The sequence below is a fragment of the Pseudomonas sp. MYb118 genome (assembly GCF_040947875.1).
In the GTDB taxonomy this organism is placed as follows: domain Bacteria; phylum Pseudomonadota; class Gammaproteobacteria; order Pseudomonadales; family Pseudomonadaceae; genus Aquipseudomonas.
In genome coordinates this window covers 888,501-907,279 of record NZ_JBFRXN010000003.1, presented here as the reverse complement: position 1 = coordinate 907,279, position 18,779 = coordinate 888,501, and the positions used below count along the sequence as shown (strand labels likewise).

General features: G+C 60.1%; 11 protein-coding genes. 4 read left to right on the top strand and 7 right to left on the bottom strand.

Annotated elements, in window-relative coordinates:
- Positions 1-54: 54 nt before the first annotated feature.
- From mapR to ABVN20_RS25370, 3 genes are all read right to left on the bottom strand, one after another.
- Positions 55-1,464: a GntR family transcriptional regulator MpaR gene (mapR, locus tag ABVN20_RS25380; RefSeq protein WP_368558514.1), complete on the bottom strand. Its 1,410-nt coding sequence runs from the start codon at positions 1,462-1,464 to the stop codon at positions 55-57.
- Positions 1,465-1,585: 121 nt separating this feature from the next.
- Positions 1,586-2,998, bottom strand: a complete 1,413-nt coding sequence (ccoG, locus tag ABVN20_RS25375; RefSeq protein WP_368558513.1) for a cytochrome c oxidase accessory protein CcoG — start codon at positions 2,996-2,998, stop codon at positions 1,586-1,588.
- Between the two features lie 195 nt (positions 2,999-3,193).
- A complete protein-coding gene (locus ABVN20_RS25370) occupies positions 3,194-3,427 on the bottom strand; it encodes a DUF3203 family protein (RefSeq protein WP_368558511.1) in 234 nt (77 codons plus the stop codon).
- A 122-nt stretch (positions 3,428-3,549) separates the two neighbouring features.
- Between ABVN20_RS25370 and ABVN20_RS25365 the strand changes: the two genes are divergently transcribed.
- On the top strand, positions 3,550-4,053 hold the full coding sequence (locus ABVN20_RS25365) for an MgtC/SapB family protein (RefSeq protein WP_368558510.1): 504 nt from the start codon (positions 3,550-3,552) through the stop codon (positions 4,051-4,053).
- Between the two features lie 787 nt (positions 4,054-4,840).
- On the opposite strand, the gene ABVN20_RS25360 is transcribed toward ABVN20_RS25365, so the two are convergent.
- Positions 4,841-5,008, bottom strand: a complete 168-nt coding sequence (locus ABVN20_RS25360) for a hypothetical protein (RefSeq protein WP_368558509.1) — start codon at positions 5,006-5,008, stop codon at positions 4,841-4,843.
- A gap of 201 nt (positions 5,009-5,209) precedes the next feature.
- Here ABVN20_RS25360 and ABVN20_RS25355 point away from each other — a divergent pair, with 201 nt between their 5' ends.
- The 3 genes from ABVN20_RS25355 (at position 5,210) to glgB (ending at position 12,846) form a co-directional block, all read left to right on the top strand.
- Positions 5,210-7,204 (top strand): alpha-1,4-glucan--maltose-1-phosphate maltosyltransferase, encoded by a 1,995-nt coding sequence (locus tag ABVN20_RS25355; protein ID WP_368558508.1) that lies wholly within the window; start codon positions 5,210-5,212, stop codon positions 7,202-7,204.
- A gap of 66 nt (positions 7,205-7,270) precedes the next feature.
- Positions 7,271-10,612, top strand: coding sequence for a maltose alpha-D-glucosyltransferase (gene treS, locus ABVN20_RS25350; protein ID WP_368558507.1), 3,342 nt, complete (start codon positions 7,271-7,273; stop codon positions 10,610-10,612).
- Between the two features lie 2 nt (positions 10,613-10,614).
- Complete coding sequence (glgB, locus tag ABVN20_RS25345; protein WP_368558506.1) at positions 10,615-12,846, top strand: 1,4-alpha-glucan branching protein GlgB; 2,232 nt, start codon at positions 10,615-10,617, stop codon at positions 12,844-12,846.
- Positions 12,847-12,979: 133 nt separating this feature from the next.
- Here glgB and ABVN20_RS25340 read toward each other — a convergent pair whose 3' ends face one another.
- From ABVN20_RS25340 to ABVN20_RS25330, 3 genes are all read right to left on the bottom strand, one after another.
- Positions 12,980-14,944, bottom strand: coding sequence for an RHS repeat domain-containing protein (locus tag ABVN20_RS25340; RefSeq protein ID WP_368558505.1), 1,965 nt, complete (start codon positions 14,942-14,944; stop codon positions 12,980-12,982).
- Positions 14,847-15,821, bottom strand: a complete 975-nt coding sequence (locus ABVN20_RS25335; protein WP_368558504.1) for a hypothetical protein — start codon at positions 15,819-15,821, stop codon at positions 14,847-14,849. The genes ABVN20_RS25340 and ABVN20_RS25335 overlap by 98 nt, the downstream gene beginning before the upstream one ends.
- A gap of 154 nt (positions 15,822-15,975) precedes the next feature.
- Positions 15,976-18,729 (bottom strand): RHS repeat domain-containing protein, encoded by a 2,754-nt coding sequence (locus tag ABVN20_RS25330; protein ID WP_368558503.1) that lies wholly within the window; start codon positions 18,727-18,729, stop codon positions 15,976-15,978.
- Positions 18,730-18,779: the final 50 nt, after the last annotated feature.

The following is an 18,779-nucleotide window of genomic DNA, read 5'->3' as shown; positions in this document are numbered from 1 at the left end:
CGATGTGGGAGCGAGCCTGCTCGCGATGGGGCCAGAACAGGCAACGACCAACCTTCAGAACGACCGCACAATCCGCCCCAACGTCTCCATCGCCCGTTCCGCCGCTTCATTCCACGGGCTGCCATAGTTCAGGCGAATACAGTTCCTGAATCGCTGGGTCGGTGAAAAGATCGGCCCCGGCGCAATGCTGATGCCCTGGGCCAACGCCATCTGGAACAGCTTCAGGGAGTCCATCTGCGGTGGCAGCTCCAGCCACAGGAAGTAGCCACCGGCCGGCTGGCTGACGCGGGTCTGCGGCGGGAAGTAGCGGGCAATCGCCGCCAGCATGGCGCTTTGTTGCTCTTCCAGCGCATAACGCAATTTGCGCAGATGCCGGTCGTAGCCGCCGTGTTGCAGGTAGTCGGCAATCGCCGCCTGGGCCGGCATCGAGGCGCACAACGAGGTCATCAGCTTCAATCGCTCGATCTTCTGCGCATAGCGCCCGGCCGCGACCCAGCCCACCCGATAGCCCGGCGCCAGGCTCTTGGCGAACGAACCGCAGTGCATCACCAGACCTTCGGTGTCGAACGCCTTGGCGGGTTTCGGCGCCTGTTGGCCGTAATACAGTTCGGCGTACACGTCATCTTCGATCAGTGGCACCTGATGCCGACGCAGCAACTCCACCAGCTCCTGTTTCTTCGCCTCGGGCATGGTCGCGCCCATCGGGTTCTGGAAACTGGTCATGGTCCAGCAGGCCTTGATCGGATGGCGCTCCAGGGTCTGCGCGAGCACATCGAGGTCCATGCCATCACGCGGGTGCACAGGAATTTCCACGGCCTTGAGCTTCAACCGTTCGAGAATCTGCAGGCAGGCGTAGAAGGCCGGGGCTTCGATGGCCACCAGGTCGCCGGGCTCGGTGACGGCTTGCAGGCACAGGTTCAGGGCTTCGAGTGCGCCGTTGGTGATCAGCAGCTCTTCCATGGGCAGCATCAGGCCACCAACCATGTAGCGCAGGGCGATCTGGCGGCGCAGTTGCGGGTTACCCGGGGACATGTCGGTGACAACCATGCGCGGGTCCATGTCGCGGGTGGCGCTGGCCAGCGAACGCGAGAGCCGGTGCAAGGGGAACAGGGTCGGGCTGGGGAACGCCGAACCGAAAGGCACGGTGGTCGGGTCCTTGATCGAATCGAGCACCGAGAACACCAGCTCACTGACGTCGACCTCGGTGGACTCGTTGACCTGGCTGCTGATCACCGGCTCGGAAAACGGGCTCGGTGCATGGGTGTTGACGAAGTAACCGGAGCGCGGCCGCGCGCGGATCAGCCCGCGGCGCTCCAGCAGGTAATAAGCCTGGAACACCGTGGAAGGGCTGACGCCGTAGGTCTGGCTGGCGTAGCGCACCGACGGCACGCGCTGGCCGGGGCCGAGGACGCCGGAGCGGATCAGTTCAGCGATGTCATCGGCGAATTTTTCGTAGCGTTTCATTTAAAGCCCGCAAGGTGTCTTTTAGTGAAATCGGGGGGACTTTATCGCGGGCAAGCCCGCTCCTACAGGGGGGTATGTGGGAGCGAGCCTGCTCGCGATGCGGTCACCGCAGTCTAAGGGATCAACGATTCATCGGCGCAACAAACCGGCTCTTCGCCACGCTTTCTATTTCAGGCTCGTCGCTGTCGACCACCTTGAAGCTCAGGCTCTGGGAACTGCTGGCCGCGCGCTCGGTGGTCATCACCACCGACACCGGTACATCGACAATCTCGCCGGCCGCCAGGCTCAGCTCGGTCTTGCCTTGCAGCTGGAAGCCGTCGCTGTCGACCAGGCTCAGCCGGTAATCCTGGCGCACCTGGGTTTTGTTGATGATCTTGAGGGTGTAGATGTTCTCGATCTGGCCCTGGCCGTTCTCGCGGAACAGCCCACGGTCCTTGGTCACGTCCAGCGAGACCATCGGCCGTTCGGCCAATGCCAGCACCAGCGCGCCGATCATCGCCACCAGCACCACGGTGTAGCCGATCAGGCGAGGGCGCAGCAGGTGCGTCTTGCCACCCTGCAACTCGCGTTCGGAGGTGTAGCGGATCAGGCCGCGCGGGTAGTTCATCTTGTCCATGATCGAATCACAGGCGTCGATACAGGCCGCGCAGCCGATGCATTCCATCTGCAGGCCGTCGCGGATGTCGATGCCGGTCGGGCAGACCTGCACGCACACCTGGCAGTCGATGCAGTCGCCCAGGCCGACTTCGGCCGGTTTCACCTCACGCTTGCGTGGGCCACGGTTTTCGCCGCGGGCCACGTCGTAGGAAATGGCCAGGGTGTCCTTGTCGAACATCACGCTCTGGAAGCGGGCGTACGGGCACATGTGGATACACACCGCTTCACGCAGCCAGCCGGCGTTGAGGTAAGTGGCGCCGGTGAAGAACAGCACCCAGAACAGGCTGACACCGCCGATCTGCAAGGTCAGCAGTTCGGCGGCCAGTGGGCGGATCGGGGTGAAATAGCCGACGAAGGTCAGGCCGGTCAGCAGGCTGATCGCCAGCCAGGCGGTGTGTTTGGTCGAGCGCCGGATCAGTTTGTTCAGGCTCCAGGGCGCGGCTTTCAGCTTGATCCGCTGGTTGCGTTCACCTTCGATGATCTTCTCGCACCACATGAACACCCAGGTCCAGGAACTCTGCGGGCAGGTGTAGCCGCACCATACCCGGCCGGCAAACACGGTGATCGCGAACAGGCCGAACGCGGCAATGATCAGCAAGCCCGACAACAGGATGAAATCCTGTGGCCAGAAGGTCGCGCCGAAAATGTGGAATTTGCTTTCGGAAAGGTCCCACAGCACGGCTTGGCGATCGCCCCAGTTCAACCAGGCGGTGCCAAAGAACAGCAGATACAAAAAGCCCGCCCCGAGCAGGCGCAGATTGCGGAACCTGCCGGTGAAACTGCGGGTGTGGACTTGGGTGTCGGTGGACTTGGCCTTCATCTTCGGACGCGAAGGCTCAAAAACTTCAATGGTTCGGACGGGGATTCTATCGCTCATGGTCTTTCGCTCATCAGCCTCCATCAGGCCGGGTCACTATGAGCGTCGAACTGTTTGCATAACAGACTCAGGTATTTTAATAAAAAGCGGATCAGATGCGGTTTGTGCCGCACCCTGCGACAACTTGAAGCACCTGGTGTTGCGGCACGCGGGCACCTACCTCAGGCGCCCGCCGGGATTGTTGATGCGGGTCAGTCAAATCACCGAATCACCGTCCGTGGCCTTCAGGTGCCGTCGACCGTCCTCTGCGCCTGCTACGGTCAATGCATCGGCTTCTGCTTCGGTGATGTAAATGCGCTGGCCGTTTACATCCACCGCCGACATCGCCTTGTCGCCGTCAGTGATCACGGTCACGTCGGAACACAGGCGAATTTCCTCGCCGTTTTCGGTGGTGAAGAAACAGGTCTGGTTTTCGATGCGAACAGTCATGGCAGCGATCCTTTTCGGGCGGGTTCTAACGCGTTAGGGCACAAGTTGCGGCCATCGTTCTGTGCAACTGATTAATGGTCGGCGCGGTCCATCGTCTATCGGTCAATCACAAGGATTACGCCATGGACGCCTGGTGGCATGAGGTTTGGGTAACCCTGCAAGCGGAATTCGCCGACATCGGCGACGCCGCGCAACTGACACGCATCACCGTCAGGTTGCTGATCGCGGCGTTGTTAGGGGCCATTCTGGGGTTCGAGCGTGAACACAAGGGCAAGGCCGCCGGGGTGCGCACCCACATGCTGGTGGCTTTGGGGGCGGCGCTGTTCGTACTGGTCCCGCAAACCGCCGGCGCCCAGGCGGATGCCATGAGCCGGGTGGTGCAGGGCGTGATCGCCGGCATCGGCTTCCTCGGCGCCGGCACCATCCTGAAAAACCACGAAGGCGACGAAGGCCACGTCAAGGGCCTGACCACCGCCGCCGGCCTGTGGATGACCGCCGCCATCGGCGTCTCGGCCGGATTGGGCCGTGAGGCGACGGCGGTGTTCAGCACAGTGCTGGCGCTGGCGGTGTTCAGTGTGATGCCGCGGATCGTCGATTTGTTTGATAAGGATAAGCACACGCCATAGCCGACGTGCTTCCTGTAGGAGCGAGCTTGCTCGCGATGGTGGTGAACGATGACGCGGGGCACCTGATTCCCCTCTGCGTCTGGAAACCTATCGCGAGCAGGCTCGCTCCCACCAGGCCAACGCTAACCCCGTGGGAGCGAGCCTGCTCGCGATAATCGTGAACGATAACGCGGACTATCTGACTCCCCGCGGTGCCTGTGAATCCATCGCGGGCAAGCCCGCTCCCACAAGGCCGGCGCTGCACCTGTAGGAGCGAGCATGCTCGCGATGGTCGTGAACGATGACGCGGGGGATCAGGTTACTCCGCGGTGTCTGGGATTTCATCGCGAGCAAGCTCGCTCCTACAGGGGTTGCGGTGTACTGGTGTGGTCGGGGTGCCTAGCTCGTTTTTGGAGAAATCGAGATTTTGGTTCTGTTCAATGTCGCTGCGCAGTGAATTGTTGGGGTTCTGTTTTTCGGGCTCGTGTACGTCCACGAAATGCAGCAGTTGGTAATTGAAGAGTTTCAAGGGAAGGCCAGCCGTTCATTTGTTCGCGGACGAGCGCCGTCTCAGGGGCGCTTGTGTTCTGGGGGGAATTGCTGGCATTGAGAAATTGGATGGACATGGCGGCACTCCGACAAAGGGGAACAGCGCTATGTAAGAGCACGCCAGTCCTGTCGGTAAAGCGCAGATCAAGGCAGGAATTTCATTATCCGAACGATCCTACGGCACGGTCGGATTATTCATTCATTTCTGTTTTTTGATCGTTCCCCGCCGAACGGGGGAACGACCATCATCAACACTTCATCATTCCGGCGTAACGATCACCGGTGGCATGGTCGTCGGTGGTTCTTCCATCGGCGGTGGGGTTGTGCCTGGCGGATCCTTCTCGGGCACGGGCTGCGGATCGGTCGGTGGGATGGTGGGTTTGTCGATGTTCGGATCGGGCGTTTCTGCCGGGATTGGGATACTCATGGGCGAGGCCTCCGGTGGCACATGGCGTGAGTCGTGCTTAAGTTGGTTGACCACAAGGCTCGGGATTTGATTCCGCCGCAATTCACCTGAACTTTTGTCCGGGGCTGTCGCTCGGAACCTAAGTGAGTTCATTCCGGGGCTGGTGCCTTCGCGCGAAGCCCTGCACGAGAGCGTCCACGGGGCGTACAGGAGAGAGGCTCGATGACTGGCGAAAAACCGACAGAGCTGAGCTACAACGCTCACATGCCGCTGTCGCAGGCGTTGCTGCTGCCGCGTATCGCGATTGAAAACACCATGCCGACCCTCGACGGCGGGCAGTTTGCCGTCAAGTCGGTGGTGGGCCGGGACGTGGTGGTCACCAGCAAGGTGTTCGCCGACGGGCACGACAAGTTGGCGGTGCAGGTGCGCTGGCGGGCCGAGGGCGAGGAGACCTGGCAGCGCGAGTCGATGAAGGACCTGGGCAACAATAGTTGGCGCGGCCAATTCACCGTGCATACCCAGGGCCGTTATGTGTTCTGCATCGAAGCCTGGGTCGATCATTTCGCCAGCTTCTGTTACGAATTGCAGAAGAAGCACGTGGCGGCGGTGCCGGTCAGTCTGGAGCTGCAGGAAGGCCGCAACATGGTCCAGCACGCCGCTGAGCGCGCCGACGGACCGCTGAGCGAAGCACTGGCGGCGTTGCACCATGAACTGGCAACGCTGCTCGAAACCGAGCAGGTCGCGCTGTTTTTGCAGCCGCGCAGCGCCGATCTGATGGCCCAGGCCGATCACCGCGCCTACATCAGTTTCAGTCCCGAGTATCCGCTGGACGTCGAACGTGAACTGGCCGAGTTCGCCAGCTGGTACGAGCTGTTTCCCCGCTCGATCACCGACGATGCGGCGCGCCACGGCACCTTCAACGACGTGCATTCACGGCTGCCGATGATCCAGGACATGGGTTTCGACGTGCTGTACTTCCCGCCGATCCACCCGATTGGCCGCAGTTTCCGCAAAGGCCCGAACAATTCCCTGACCGCCGGACCCAATGATCCGGGCAGCCCTTACGCCATCGGCAGCCCCGAAGGCGGGCACGAGGCGATCCACCCGCAACTGGGCAGCCGCGATGACTTCCGCCGCCTGGTCGCCGCCGCCCAGGCTCACGGCCTGGAGATCGCCCTGGATTTCGCCATCCAGTGTTCCCAGGACCACCCGTGGCTGCAGCAGCACCCTGGCTGGTTCAACTGGCGGCCGGACGGCACGATCAAATACGCCGAGAACCCGCCGAAGAAATACCAGGACATCGTCAACGTCGACTTCTACGCCGCCGATGCCATTCCGAGCCTGTGGATCGAGCTGCGCGACATCGTGGTTGGCTGGGTGGAAGAGGGCGTGAAGATCTTTCGCGTCGACAATCCGCACACCAAACCCTTGCCGTTCTGGCAATGGCTGATCGCCGATGTGCGGGCGCTGCACCCGGAAGTGATCTTCCTTGCCGAAGCCTTCACCACGCCAGCGATGATGGCGCGCCTGGGCAAGGTCGGGTACTCGCAGAGCTACACCTATTTCACCTGGCGCAACACCAAGCATGAGCTGGCGACTTACTTCGCCGAGCTCAACCAGTCACCGTGGCGCGAGTGTTATCGGCCGAATTTCTTCGTCAACACCCCGGACATCAACCCGGCATTCCTGCATGACTCGGGCCGAGCCGGTTTCCTCATCCGCGCCGCGCTGGCGACCATGGGCTCGGGGCTGTGGGGCATGTATTCGGGCTTCGAGCTGTGCGAGTCGGCGCCGGTGCCGGGCAAGGAGGAGTACCTGGACTCGGAGAAATACGAGATCCGCCCCAGGGATTTCAACGCACCGGGCAACATCATTGCCGAGATCGCCCAGCTCAACCGCATCCGCCGGCAGAACCCGGCGCTGCACACGCACCTGGGCCTGTCGATCTACAACGCCTGGAACGACAACATCCTGTATTTCGGCAAGCGCAGCTTTGACGGCAGCAACTTCATCCTGGCGGCGGTCAGCCTCGACCCGCACAACGTACAGGAAGCGAATTTCGAGTTGCCGCTGTGGGAAATGGGCCTGCCCGACGACGCCAGCACCCAGGGCGAAGACCTGATGAACGGCCACCGCTGGACGTGGCACGGCAAGCACCAGTTCATGCGCATCGACCCGGCGTACCAGCCGTTCGGCATCTGGCGGATTACCGTTTAACCGATGATCGGAACCGCCGTGCGCGCGACAAAGGCGCGCGCGGCGGCGCTCAACAGGAGTTATTCCATGGCGAAGAAACCCAAGGCAGCCACGTTCATCAAGGACCCGCTCTGGTACAAGGATGCCGTGATCTACCAGGTCCACGTTAAATCCTTTTTCGACTCCAACAACGACGGTATCGGCGACTTTCCCGGCCTGATCGCCAAGCTCGACTACATCGCCGACCTCGGTGTGAACACCATCTGGCTGCTGCCGTTCTACCCCTCGCCACGGCGCGACGACGGTTACGACATCGCCGAATACCGCGCCGTACACCCCGATTACGGCACCCTGGCCGACGCCCGGCGCTTCATTGCCGAGGCACACAAACGCGGCCTGCGGGTGATCACCGAGCTGGTCATCAACCACACCTCGGACCAGCACCCTTGGTTCCAGCGCGCACGCAAGGCCAAGCCCGGTTCGGCGGCGCGGGATTTCTACGTGTGGTCCGACGACGATGGCAAATACGATGGCACGCGCATCATCTTTCTCGACACCGAGAAGTCCAACTGGACCTGGGACCCGGTCGCCGGGCAGTACTTCTGGCACCGCTTCTATTCGCACCAGCCGGACCTGAATTTCGACAACCCGCAAGTAATGAAGGCGGTGTTGGCGGTGATGCGCTACTGGCTGGACATGGGCATCGACGGCCTGCGCCTGGACGCCATTCCCTACCTGATCGAGCGCGACGGCACCAACAACGAGAACCTGCCGGAGACCCACGACGTCCTCAAGCAGATCCGCGCCGAGATCGACGCCAACTACCCCGACCGCATGCTGCTGGCCGAAGCCAACCAGTGGCCGGAAGACACCCAGCTGTACTTCGGCGACACCGACAAGAGCGGGCTCAATGGCGACGAATGCCACATGGCGTTCCACTTCCCGTTGATGCCGCGCATGTACATGGCGCTGGCCCAGGAAGACCGCTTCCCGATTACCGACATCCTGCGCCAGACCCCGGAGATTCCCGCCAACTGCCAGTGGGCGATCTTCCTGCGCAACCACGATGAATTGACCCTGGAGATGGTCACCGACAAGGAACGTGACTACCTGTGGAATTACTACGCCGCCGACCGCCGTGCGCGGATCAACCTGGGCATCCGCCGGCGCCTGGCGCCACTGATGGAGCGCGACCGCCGCCGCGTGGAGTTGCTCAACAGCCTGCTGCTGTCGATGCCCGGCACGCCGACCCTGTATTACGGTGACGAAATCGGCATGGGCGACAACATCTATCTGGGCGACCGCGACGGTGTGCGCACGCCGATGCAGTGGTCGATCGACCGTAACGGCGGTTTTTCCAGGGCCGACCCGGCCAGCCTGGTGCTGCCGCCGATCATGGACCCGCTGTACGGCTATCTGTCGGTCAATGTGGAAACCCAGTCCGGCGACCCGCACTCGATGCTCAACTGGACAAGGCGCCTGCTGGCGGTGCGCAAGCAGTCCAAGGCGTTCGGTCGCGGCACGCTGAAAATGCTCTCGCCGAGCAACCGGCGGATCCTGGCCTATACCCGTGAATTCACCGGTGAGGACGGCAAGCAGGAAATCATCCTGTGCGTGGCCAACGTGTCGCGCAGCGCCCAGGCGGCGGAACTGGACCTGTCGGCCTATGTGGGCATGGTGCCGGTGGAAATGCTCGGCGGTAATGCCTTCCCGCCCATCGGCCAACTCAACTTCCTGCTGACCCTGGCGCCGTATGGCTTCTACTGGTTTGCACTGGCCCTGGAGAATCAAATGCCTACCTGGCACGTAGAACCGGCACAGAGCCTGCCGGACTTCACCACCCTGGTGCTGAAGAAACGCATGGAAGAACTGCTCGAAGCGCCCTCACGCACGACCCTGGAGCAAGGCATCCTGCCGGACTGGTTGCACAACCGGCGCTGGTTCGCCGGCAAGGGCGCGGCGATCGACGAGGTCAACCTCGCTTACGGCGTACGCTTCGGCGATGCGCAGCATCCGGTGCTGCTCAGCGAGATCGAAGTCACCAGTGGCGGCCAGACCAGTCGCTACCAGTTGCCGTTCGGCTTCATTGCCGAAGATCAACTGGGCCCGGCGCTGCCGCAGCAACTGGCGTTGTCACGGGTCCGGCGCGGCCCGCAGGTGGGCTTGATCACCGATGCCTTTACCCTGGAGCACTTCATCCGCAGCGTGTTGCAGGACATCCAGGCCAGCAACGTGTTGACCTGCGAGGGTGGCGAAATCCGCTTCGAGCCGACGCCGGCGCTGGCCGCGCTGGGGCTGACGAGTGAGTCCGAAGTGCGTTACCTGTCCGCCGAACAGTCCAATAGCTCGGTGGTGATCGGTGGCAGCCTGGTGCTCAAGCTGATCCGCAAGGTCGCCTCGGGCGTGCACCCGGAACTGGAAATGAGCGCCTACCTGACCGCCGCCGGTTTCGCCAACATCTCACCGCTGCTCGGTTCGGTGGTGCGCCGCGATGCCCAGGGCGAAGACAACCTGCTGATGATCGCTCAGGGCTACCTGAGCAATCAGGGCGATGCCTGGGAGTGGACGCAGAACAACCTCGAGCGGGCCTTGCGCGACGAACTGGCCGGCGCCATGTCCGAGCAGGAACAGCATTACAACGCCCTCGGCGAACTGCGCGATTTCGCCGGCATGCTCGGCCAGCGCCTGGGCGAGATGCATCAAGTGCTCGCCGCGCCGACCGACAACCCCGACTTTGCCCCGCAGGTCACCACGGCCAAGGACGCCCGGACTTCAGCCAAGGACGTGGCGGTGCAAGTCGAGCGGGCGTTGGCGCTGCTCAAACAACATAAAAATGAACTGAACCCTTCGGACCAAACGCTGGTCAGTCACCTGCTGGCCAACGCTAAAGCCATTACTGCCCATGTTGACGACCTGGGCAAAAAGGCCGCTGGTGGCTTGCGCATCCGCGTGCATGGCGACCTGCACCTGGGGCAAGTGCTGGTGATCAAGGGCGATGCCTACCTGATCGACTTCGAAGGCGAACCGGCGCGGCCACTGGTCGAGCGACGTGGCAAGCACAGCCCGTACAAGGACGTCAGCGGCGTGTTGCGCTCGTTCGATTACGCGGCGGCGATGGCGATCAACGTGCACAACGTCGACAACACCGATGAGGCCCAGGCTGCACGCCAGCGCGTGGCCGAGCGCTACCTGATGGAAGCGAAACAGGCATTTATCGACGCTTATCGGCTGGCAGCAGCTAGTCTGGGTCATGCGTGGCAAGATCCGGAGGGCGAGGACGCTGCGCTGGCGTTGTTCGGACTGGAAAAGGCGGCGTACGAGGTGGCCTACGAAGCAGAGAACAGGCCCACCTGGTTGCCCGTGCCGTTGCACGGTTTATATGGATTATTGAGTGGGCTTAAACCCTTTTCCGATCTTGGTGGAGAGTAGTCATGAGTTTCTCGAACAAGGAACAGGGTCACGCCAAAGAGGCGTTACTACCAGGATCGCGGGACATCGACGCGCTGGTTCGCGCCGAGCATCACGATCCCTTCGCAATTCTGGGCCCCCATGGCGATGGTGCCGGCGGGCAATTCATTCGTGTGTATCTGCCGGACGCGCTGAGCGTGCAGGTACTGGACCGCAACACCGGCGAAGAGATCGGCGCGCTTGAGGCCACCGACAAGCCGGGCTTGTTCGTCGGGCATTTCGAACGGGCCCAGCCTTACCTGCTGCGCACCCGTTGGGCCGGGGGCGAACAGGTCACCGAAGACCCCTACAGCTTCGGCCCGTTGCTCGGCGAGATGGACTTGTATCTGTTCGCCGAAGGCAATCACCGCGACCTCAGCGCCTGCCTGGGCGCACAACTGAAGAACGTCGAGGGTGTCGACGGCGTGCGTTTTGCCGTGTGGGCACCGAATGCCAAGCGGGTGTCGGTGGTCGGCGACTTCAACAACTGGGACGGCCGCCGCCATCCGATGCGCCAGCGCCACCCGACCGGGGTCTGGGAGTTGTTCATTCCGCGCCTGGGCGCCGGTGAGGCGTACAAATACGAAATCCTTGGCGCCCACGGCATCCTGCCGCTGAAGGCCGACCCGATGGCCCTGGCGACCTCGTTGCCGCCGGACACCGCGTCGAAAGTCGCCTCGCCGTTGCAGGTCGATTGGCAGGATCATGAGTGGATGCAAACGCGGCTGGAGCGTTCTCAGCCGAACCAGCCGCTGTCGATCTACGAGTTGCACGCCGGTTCCTGGCAGTGCGAGCTGGACGACCTGGGCGAAGTGGCTCGCCAGTACACCTGGCCCGAGCTGGGCGAACGGCTGATTCCCTATGTCAAGGAATTGGGGTTCACCCACATCGAGCTGATGCCGATCATGGAGCACCCGTTTGGAGGCTCCTGGGGTTATCAGTTGCTGGCGCAATTCGCCCCGAGCGCCCGTTACGGCACATCGGACGAATTCGCCGCCTTCGTCAACGCCTGCCACGTGGCGGGGATTGGCGTCATCCTCGACTGGGTGCCGGCGCATTTCCCCACCGACGCCCATGGCCTGGCCCAGTTCGACGGCACCGCGCTGTACGAATACGGCAACCCGCAGGAGGGCTTCCACCAGGACTGGGACACGCTGATCTACAACCTGGGCCGCACCGAAGTGCATGGCTACATGCTGGCTTCGGCCCTGCACTGGCTCAAGCATTTCCACGTCGATGGCCTGCGCGTCGATGCCGTGGCGTCGATGCTGTACCGCGATTATTCGCGCAAGGCCGGTGAGTGGGTGCCCAACCGCCATGGTGGCCGCGAGAACCTCGAAGCCATCGACTTCCTGCGGCACCTCAACGACGTGGTCAACCTCGAAGCCCCTGGCGCACTGGTGATCGCCGAAGAGTCCACGGCCTGGCCCGGCGTCAGCCAGAACACCCAGCAGGGCGGTCTGGGCTTCGACTACAAATGGAACATGGGCTGGATGCACGATTCGCTGCACTACATCCAGCAGGACCCGGTCTACCGCGCCCATCACCACAACGAGCTGAGTTTCGGTCTGGTGTACGCCTGGTCGGAGCGTTTCATCCTGCCGATCTCCCACGACGAAGTGGTGCACGGCAAGCACTCGCTGATCGACAAGATGCCCGGCGACCGCTGGCAGAAATTCGCCAACCTGCGGGCCTACCTGAGCTTCATGTGGGCGCACCCAGGCAAAAAACTGCTGTTCATGGGATGCGAATTCGGCCAGTGGCGCGAGTGGAACCACGACCAGCAACTGGACTGGTACCTGTTGCAGTACTCGGAACACAAAGGCGTACAGAAACTGGTCAGCGACCTCAACCAGTTGTACCGCGCCGAACCGGCATTGCACGACCAGGACGATGCGCCGCAAGGCTTCCAGTGGTTGATTGGTGATGATGCGATCAACAGCGTTTATGCGTTCCTGCGCTGGAGCAAGGACGGCCGGCCTTTGCTGGTTGTCGCCAACTTCACCCCGGTGCCGCGGGCGGAATATCGCATTGGCGTGCCGTTTGCCGGGCGCTGGAATGAGGTGATCAACAGCGATTCGGCGACCTATGCCGGGTCGAATTACGGGAATGGGGGCGGTGCATCGACCGAGGAAGAGGCGAGCCATGGGCAGGCGTTGTCGTTGGTGCTGAATTTGCCGCCGTTGGCTGTGTTGATGTTGCGGCCGGAGGGGTGAGCCCTGTAGGAGCGAATTCATTCGCGATGGTGGTCAACGATGACACGGGACACCTGACACCCTACCGTCATCTAGCCACCACCGCGAACAGGCTGGCGATCCAGCAGCCAACCACCTTGTAGCGTGGCTTTACTCATCTCCTCGTTGTATATCGCAATACCGATGCCTGAAATTTTTGCGGCCTGTACGTTTTTGAACTACGCACCGACCAGTCGCGATAAGTAGCTGTTTCCATGGGCGACAAATGCTCTTTGCCTGCGGCGGGAATGACAATCACCGGTCGTTCACCTGGCGCTTTCTGCACGGATTTGTCCAAGTGGAAGGCATAAAAGTCTTCGGCGTTGTAAAGGTTGCTTTTAAAGAAGTTTTCCAACTCATCCTGGGCATTTTGCGCGTCTGAAAAGCGAATTTCGGGTGGTATGAACTCTGAGAGAAAAGTATCTTCCAGGTTGATGCCATTTTTCCTGAGGAAATTAAGTGTGTGTAGTTTCTGTTCGATCAACGGCTGGTAGTGCCCACTGCTATTTTCTATAAATGCCACGCCGCCATTGGAAATACTCATCATGCCGGAGTCCAGTACCGGTCGACCGGCGAAGGGGCTGGAGTGGTGAACGACATTCAATTGCGGAGAATAGATGGCAAGCTCTGGCTGCTTATTTTCATTCATTCCAAGCACATAGCCGACACGTCCTTCATCAGACAGCCAATTACTCGAGACGGTAACGTCCGTCGTTGCAGTATTGTTGAAGTAATGGGCGTCTATTCCGCCAGGTGTTACAACAACTCCATTGACGGGTATTTTTGTTTTGTCCGGCAATGTCATGGAAACAGTTTCTATCGAGTGAGTGGATTTTTCGATTCGCTGTTGTTGACTGTAGTATAAAACCCCCATGTATTTCATCGAGCCACTTACTTGCCTGGAGATGTCAAGTATATGTTCGTCTACATACTCTGCCCTCAGGCCATTTGACTGGCCGATGTGCGGTGGTTTGTACACATACTTATGGACCAGACCTCTCCATCGCTCATTTTTCAGACCAGCAATATCAATGTTGTTTATTGGATCATTTCCCGCAAACTGGTACAAATTCATCCCATCGGCATAGCCGGAAGGGTCTGTATTTATCCAGCGCTGAATCCAGGGAGCGTAGTAGCGGAATCCGTAATGAATGAGGCCGGTTGCATCTCGTTCCTTGCCCGAATACCGAACGAACTTGTACTTGGCTTCGACCGCGTTTCGACCGGCCCAGAGTGCCGTGGCGCCGAACGGGTAAAACCATTCCCGGGTGATCACATTCGCCTGCTGATTCAGCTCCACTGTGCAGGACCTCACCGGGTCGGTGAGGCTGTAGCGCACCTGATCCTGCACCATTTCGTCAGGAGGTGACGAAACCCAGTGCAGCACTTGCACGTTGTTGCTGCCGGTGTTGACGGTGATGACTTGGAGGACTTCTCCGGTACCGCCGTGGCTGCGCAGCTCCAGTCCAGGCAGGTAGCGTACTTCCCCTGAAATCGTGCGGGCGTTTGTCCGGCTTGAAAGTACTTTGCGCACTCGTCGGCCTGCGCCGTCATAGATGTAGCGTTCGCCACTCTCCTCCGTGTCTTCACATGTCGCGGGGCAAACCTCGCAAAGCTGGTTACGCATGTCCCAGTTCAACCGTTGCCCAGGCTGTAACTCCAGCAGGTTACCGTTTGCATCGAAACCACTGGCCAATTCGGCTTCGGTCGGTGGACGGCCATCGCGATCGGGTAGGCAGCGGTTGCTGTAGCGGAGTCGGGTCAATGTCCGCCCCTGAGCTTGAGCCCCCACATGGACCAGCTTCGCCAAATTGCCGGCTCCGTCGTAATGGAAGGTCTGGGTGTAGTTGGCGATCTGGCTGGGGTCGGGCATCAGCGGCAGAAGATCGGGCAGGGCGGGGCCGCTGCTGCCGACCACCGCTTCGCCGCCCGTTGCTTCAATCAGTTGACCCAGCGTGTCGTAACGAAAGGTTTTGATCGGCTCAATGCGCTGATTGTTGAAGTAGCGGATAGGTTGCGCGGTGTCTTCGATGCTCAGCACATTGCCGACGGCGTCGTATTGATACGTGCTTGCTTGCATTATGAGCACTCAGTTCGATCAACTCGCCATTGGCGGCATCGTAGCGATGTCGGGTAATTACGCCATTGCCGGCGGCTTCCGCCTCGATCTGGCCCATCGCGTTGTAGTGGAGATCGCTGACCAGCAGCTTTTCGCACTGGCCAGCGCCAGCCGGGGTCAATCGGCTGTGTTTCAGTTGTCCGGCTCGGTCGTAGCCAAAGGTTTGGAAGTTGTCCATTGCATCAGTCTGGCTCAGTGCATCGCCGCATGGTGCATAGGAGTTTGCGGTGCACATGCCCGCGCCGGTTTCGAGCAACGCATCTCTATTGGCGATTGCCAGTGGCCAGTCTGGCGCTTCGGTACCGTTGAGAAACCGGCGCGTATGTTGGAGCACTTGCCCTGACAGCCCCGCTTCCTGAACATGCACCGTTCCCGCCGGGTCATCATGGCGAATCACCCGCCCGCACAGATTATGCGCGGCAGACTCTGTCCCCGCATCCGCGTAGGTAAGGCGCTCGATCACCTGCTCGGCAATTGCGATACCTGCTTCCCGCAGTTCGATGGGGCGCAGCAATTTATCGTACGCAGTTCTTTTATGGCTGCCACGACCATCCCAGGCTTCCAGATTTTGCCCGGCCTCCCTAAGCAGGCCAACACGCCACCCGGCGTCCACGCTAACGGTCAGCAGCGCTACGCCTGACAAACTCGCCAACTGGTGAAGGTTGTACGGCGTTGAAGCATCTGTCTGTGTCAAATCAAACAAATGTGGATCCCGGCTGGCGAACAAACGGCCAACCGCCTCATAACACTGCTGAGTCACTCGCGTATCGAACGTATCTTGCGCTGCACGTCGATGAAATTGCACCCCCCGCACCACCAACCCACGTGAATCGAACACCTGAAGAGTCGGCGATCCCCTGTGTACGGTAGCTGAGGCTCCAGTGGACATCGTCGCAGACCTTGAACACGATTGGCTGTAAAAGACAATGCACGATTTGCGCGAATGTGCCTACTGTTAGAAGTAACAGGTTATCGTAGGCTGTAGATAAACCTTAGTAGTCGGGCGGCGGTGTTTGGCTTCGCATAGCTGTTGGTGCTGCACGATGTCTGCTGCGACCAAAACGTTGCTGTGCATTCATATAAGCAGAGATGCTTGACTGTAAACTTACTGGCGGCGAAGCAGATGTGCTTGCTTGGCCGTGACGGCTTGACGGGCCAGGGAGGCTACCCGCGTCCTGTTGTGTAACCGGCGAGGGTTTCTTAGTTGCGGTAGTTGAATGTTGAGAAACCCGGACGATATCAGGGCGTGCGGCAGTGGGGGCTATATGGACCACATAGTTCACTATCTCGTGTTTGCCTTCGAATTTGTGCTGCCTCTCCACTCCGACAGCCTCCATTCCCAGAAAATCCAAACTTCTTTTGAGCGATTTTCCAATTGGAGTTTTGTCCATAAAATAATCGAACAATGCCTCTGATTTGTTTTCCAGATGTTTGGTTTTTCGTAAGGTTGCCTCGTTGATGACGTGTGAAAAACCGATCATCGAAGGGAGGTGGCCGAAAAATCCATTTGATTTCGAAATTTCCAGGTATTGATATGTCAATACGTCGCTGGCGTAGTACCTGGTGGTCTTGCTAGGTCTGAAATTATGCTCTAGTAACCAGAATCCCTTTCTGAAGGTGTTACCAAATTCATCATTTTTATAGGCAGAGTAAAATTCGGCTTTCGACTCTCGTGTGTGCTTCATTCTGTTTTTAACAAATTCAAACCTGGCTTTGGCTGCATCACTTGTGGAGTCGAATTGCATTTGAAGAGTCGGGTTGAAGAAACTAGCCGCGAGCTTGTCTGCAGGGTCATCGCTGTCTTGCTGATCCGGAGGCGCTAAACCGTCCGGATCAAAATAGGCAATCGGGTTGTTTCTAACCATTCTGAATCTATTGAGACCATCCACATCTCCGGCCGGGTCTGGGTTGATCCATCTCGCCAGCCATGGCGCGTAGTAGCGAAACCCATAGTAGACAAGCCCGGTTCCATCACACTCCTTGCCTGAATACCCCAAAGTCTTGTATTCGGCTTCGATGATGTTGCGGCCCGCCCGCAGGGCAGTACCCCCAAACGCGTAGTACCACTCCATACCAATCAAATCCGCATGTTGGTCCAGCTCGATCGTATTGGATTTCAGGTGATCGTTGAGGCTGTAACGCAACTGATTTTGAGGCACCTCATCAGGTAAGCCCTGCAACCAATGGAGGATCTGCACGCTGTTGCTGCCCGCGCTGGCGTTGATGACGTGGAGTATTTCCCTGGTCCCACCATGACTACGTATTTCCAAGCCGGGCAGGTAACGCACTTCGCGCAGGATCGTGCGGGCATTGGTCACACTTGAATGCACCTTGCGCACTCGTTGCCCGCTGCTGTCATAGACATAACACTCTCGATCATCATCGGCATCTTCGCGGACAACCGGTTTGACTTCGCGCAACTGGTTGCGCAGGTCCCAAACCAGCCGCTGGCCCGGCTGAAGTTCCTGCAAGTTGCCATTGGCGTCGAACCCAGCCGCCAGTTCGGCTTCGGTGGGCGGGCGGCCATCGCGTTCGGGCAGGCAGCGGTTGCTGTACTTCGCTCGGGTCAGGGTGCGGCCTTGGGATTGGGCGCCGACATGCACCAGATCCAGCAGATTGCCGCCTGAATCGTAATGAAAGGTCTGGGTGTAATTGGCAATCTGGCTGGGGTCCACTGGTAAGGGCTGCAAGTCGGGCAGGGCGGGACCGCCGTTTCCGCTCACGGCTTCACTACCGGTGGCTTCGATCAGTTGATTGAGTGTGTCGTAGCGGTAGGTCTTGATCGGTTCGATACGTTGGTTGTTGAAGTAACGGATCGGCTGCGCCGCGTCTTCGATGCTCAGCACATTGCCCACGGCGTCGTATGCGTATTGCAGTTGTTGCAGTGGCGTGCCATCTGACTTGTGTGCGCTTAATTCAGTCAGCCGACCGTTGGCCTCGTCGTAACGATGACGGGTGACGACGCCATTGCCGGCGGTTTCCGCTTCGATCTGGCCCATGGCGTTGTAGTGCAGATCGGTGACAAGCAGCTTTTCGCTCTGGCCGGCACCTGTCAGGGTCACGCGGGTGTCCTTCAATTGGCCGGCTCGGGTGTAACGTGTGGATTGGATGTTGCCCATTGCATCGGTCTGGCTCAGCGCCTCGCCGCTCGCAGCGTACGTGTTTGCGGTGGTCATGCCGTTGTCGGGCTCGAGCAATGCGTCTCTGTCGGCAATTGCCAGTGGCCAGTCAGGCGCTTCGGTGCCCTTAAGAAACTGGCGCGTGTGTTTGAGCAGTAGCCCGGAAAGACCTGCTTCCTGAACAAGCACGGTTCCAGCCGGATCATCATGACGAACCAACTGCCCGCACAGGTTATGCGCGGCGGCTTCCGGGCCGGCATCGGCATAGGTGAAGCGTTCGATCACCTGCTCGGCAATGCCGGTGCCTGCTTCCCGAAGGGCCACCGGTCGCAGCAGTTCATCGTGATCAATCCGTCTGCGACTGCCACGACCATCCCAGGTTTCCAGGCTTTGCCCGGCTTCACCCGACAGCCCGAGTCGCCAGCCAGCGTCCACGCTTTCGGTCAGGAGGGCTGTGGCGGACAAGGTCAACACCTGATTGAGGTTGAAGGGCGCGGCGTCATCCGTTTGTGCCAAATCAAACAGGTAGGGATCACGACTGGCGATCAACCGCCCAACGGCGTCGTAGCGTTGTTGGGTGATCCGGGTGTCTATCGGGTCATTCGCTTCGCGGCGGTGATACCCCACGGCCCTGACCGACAATCCCCGCGCGTCAGACACGGCGAGGGTGGGAGTGG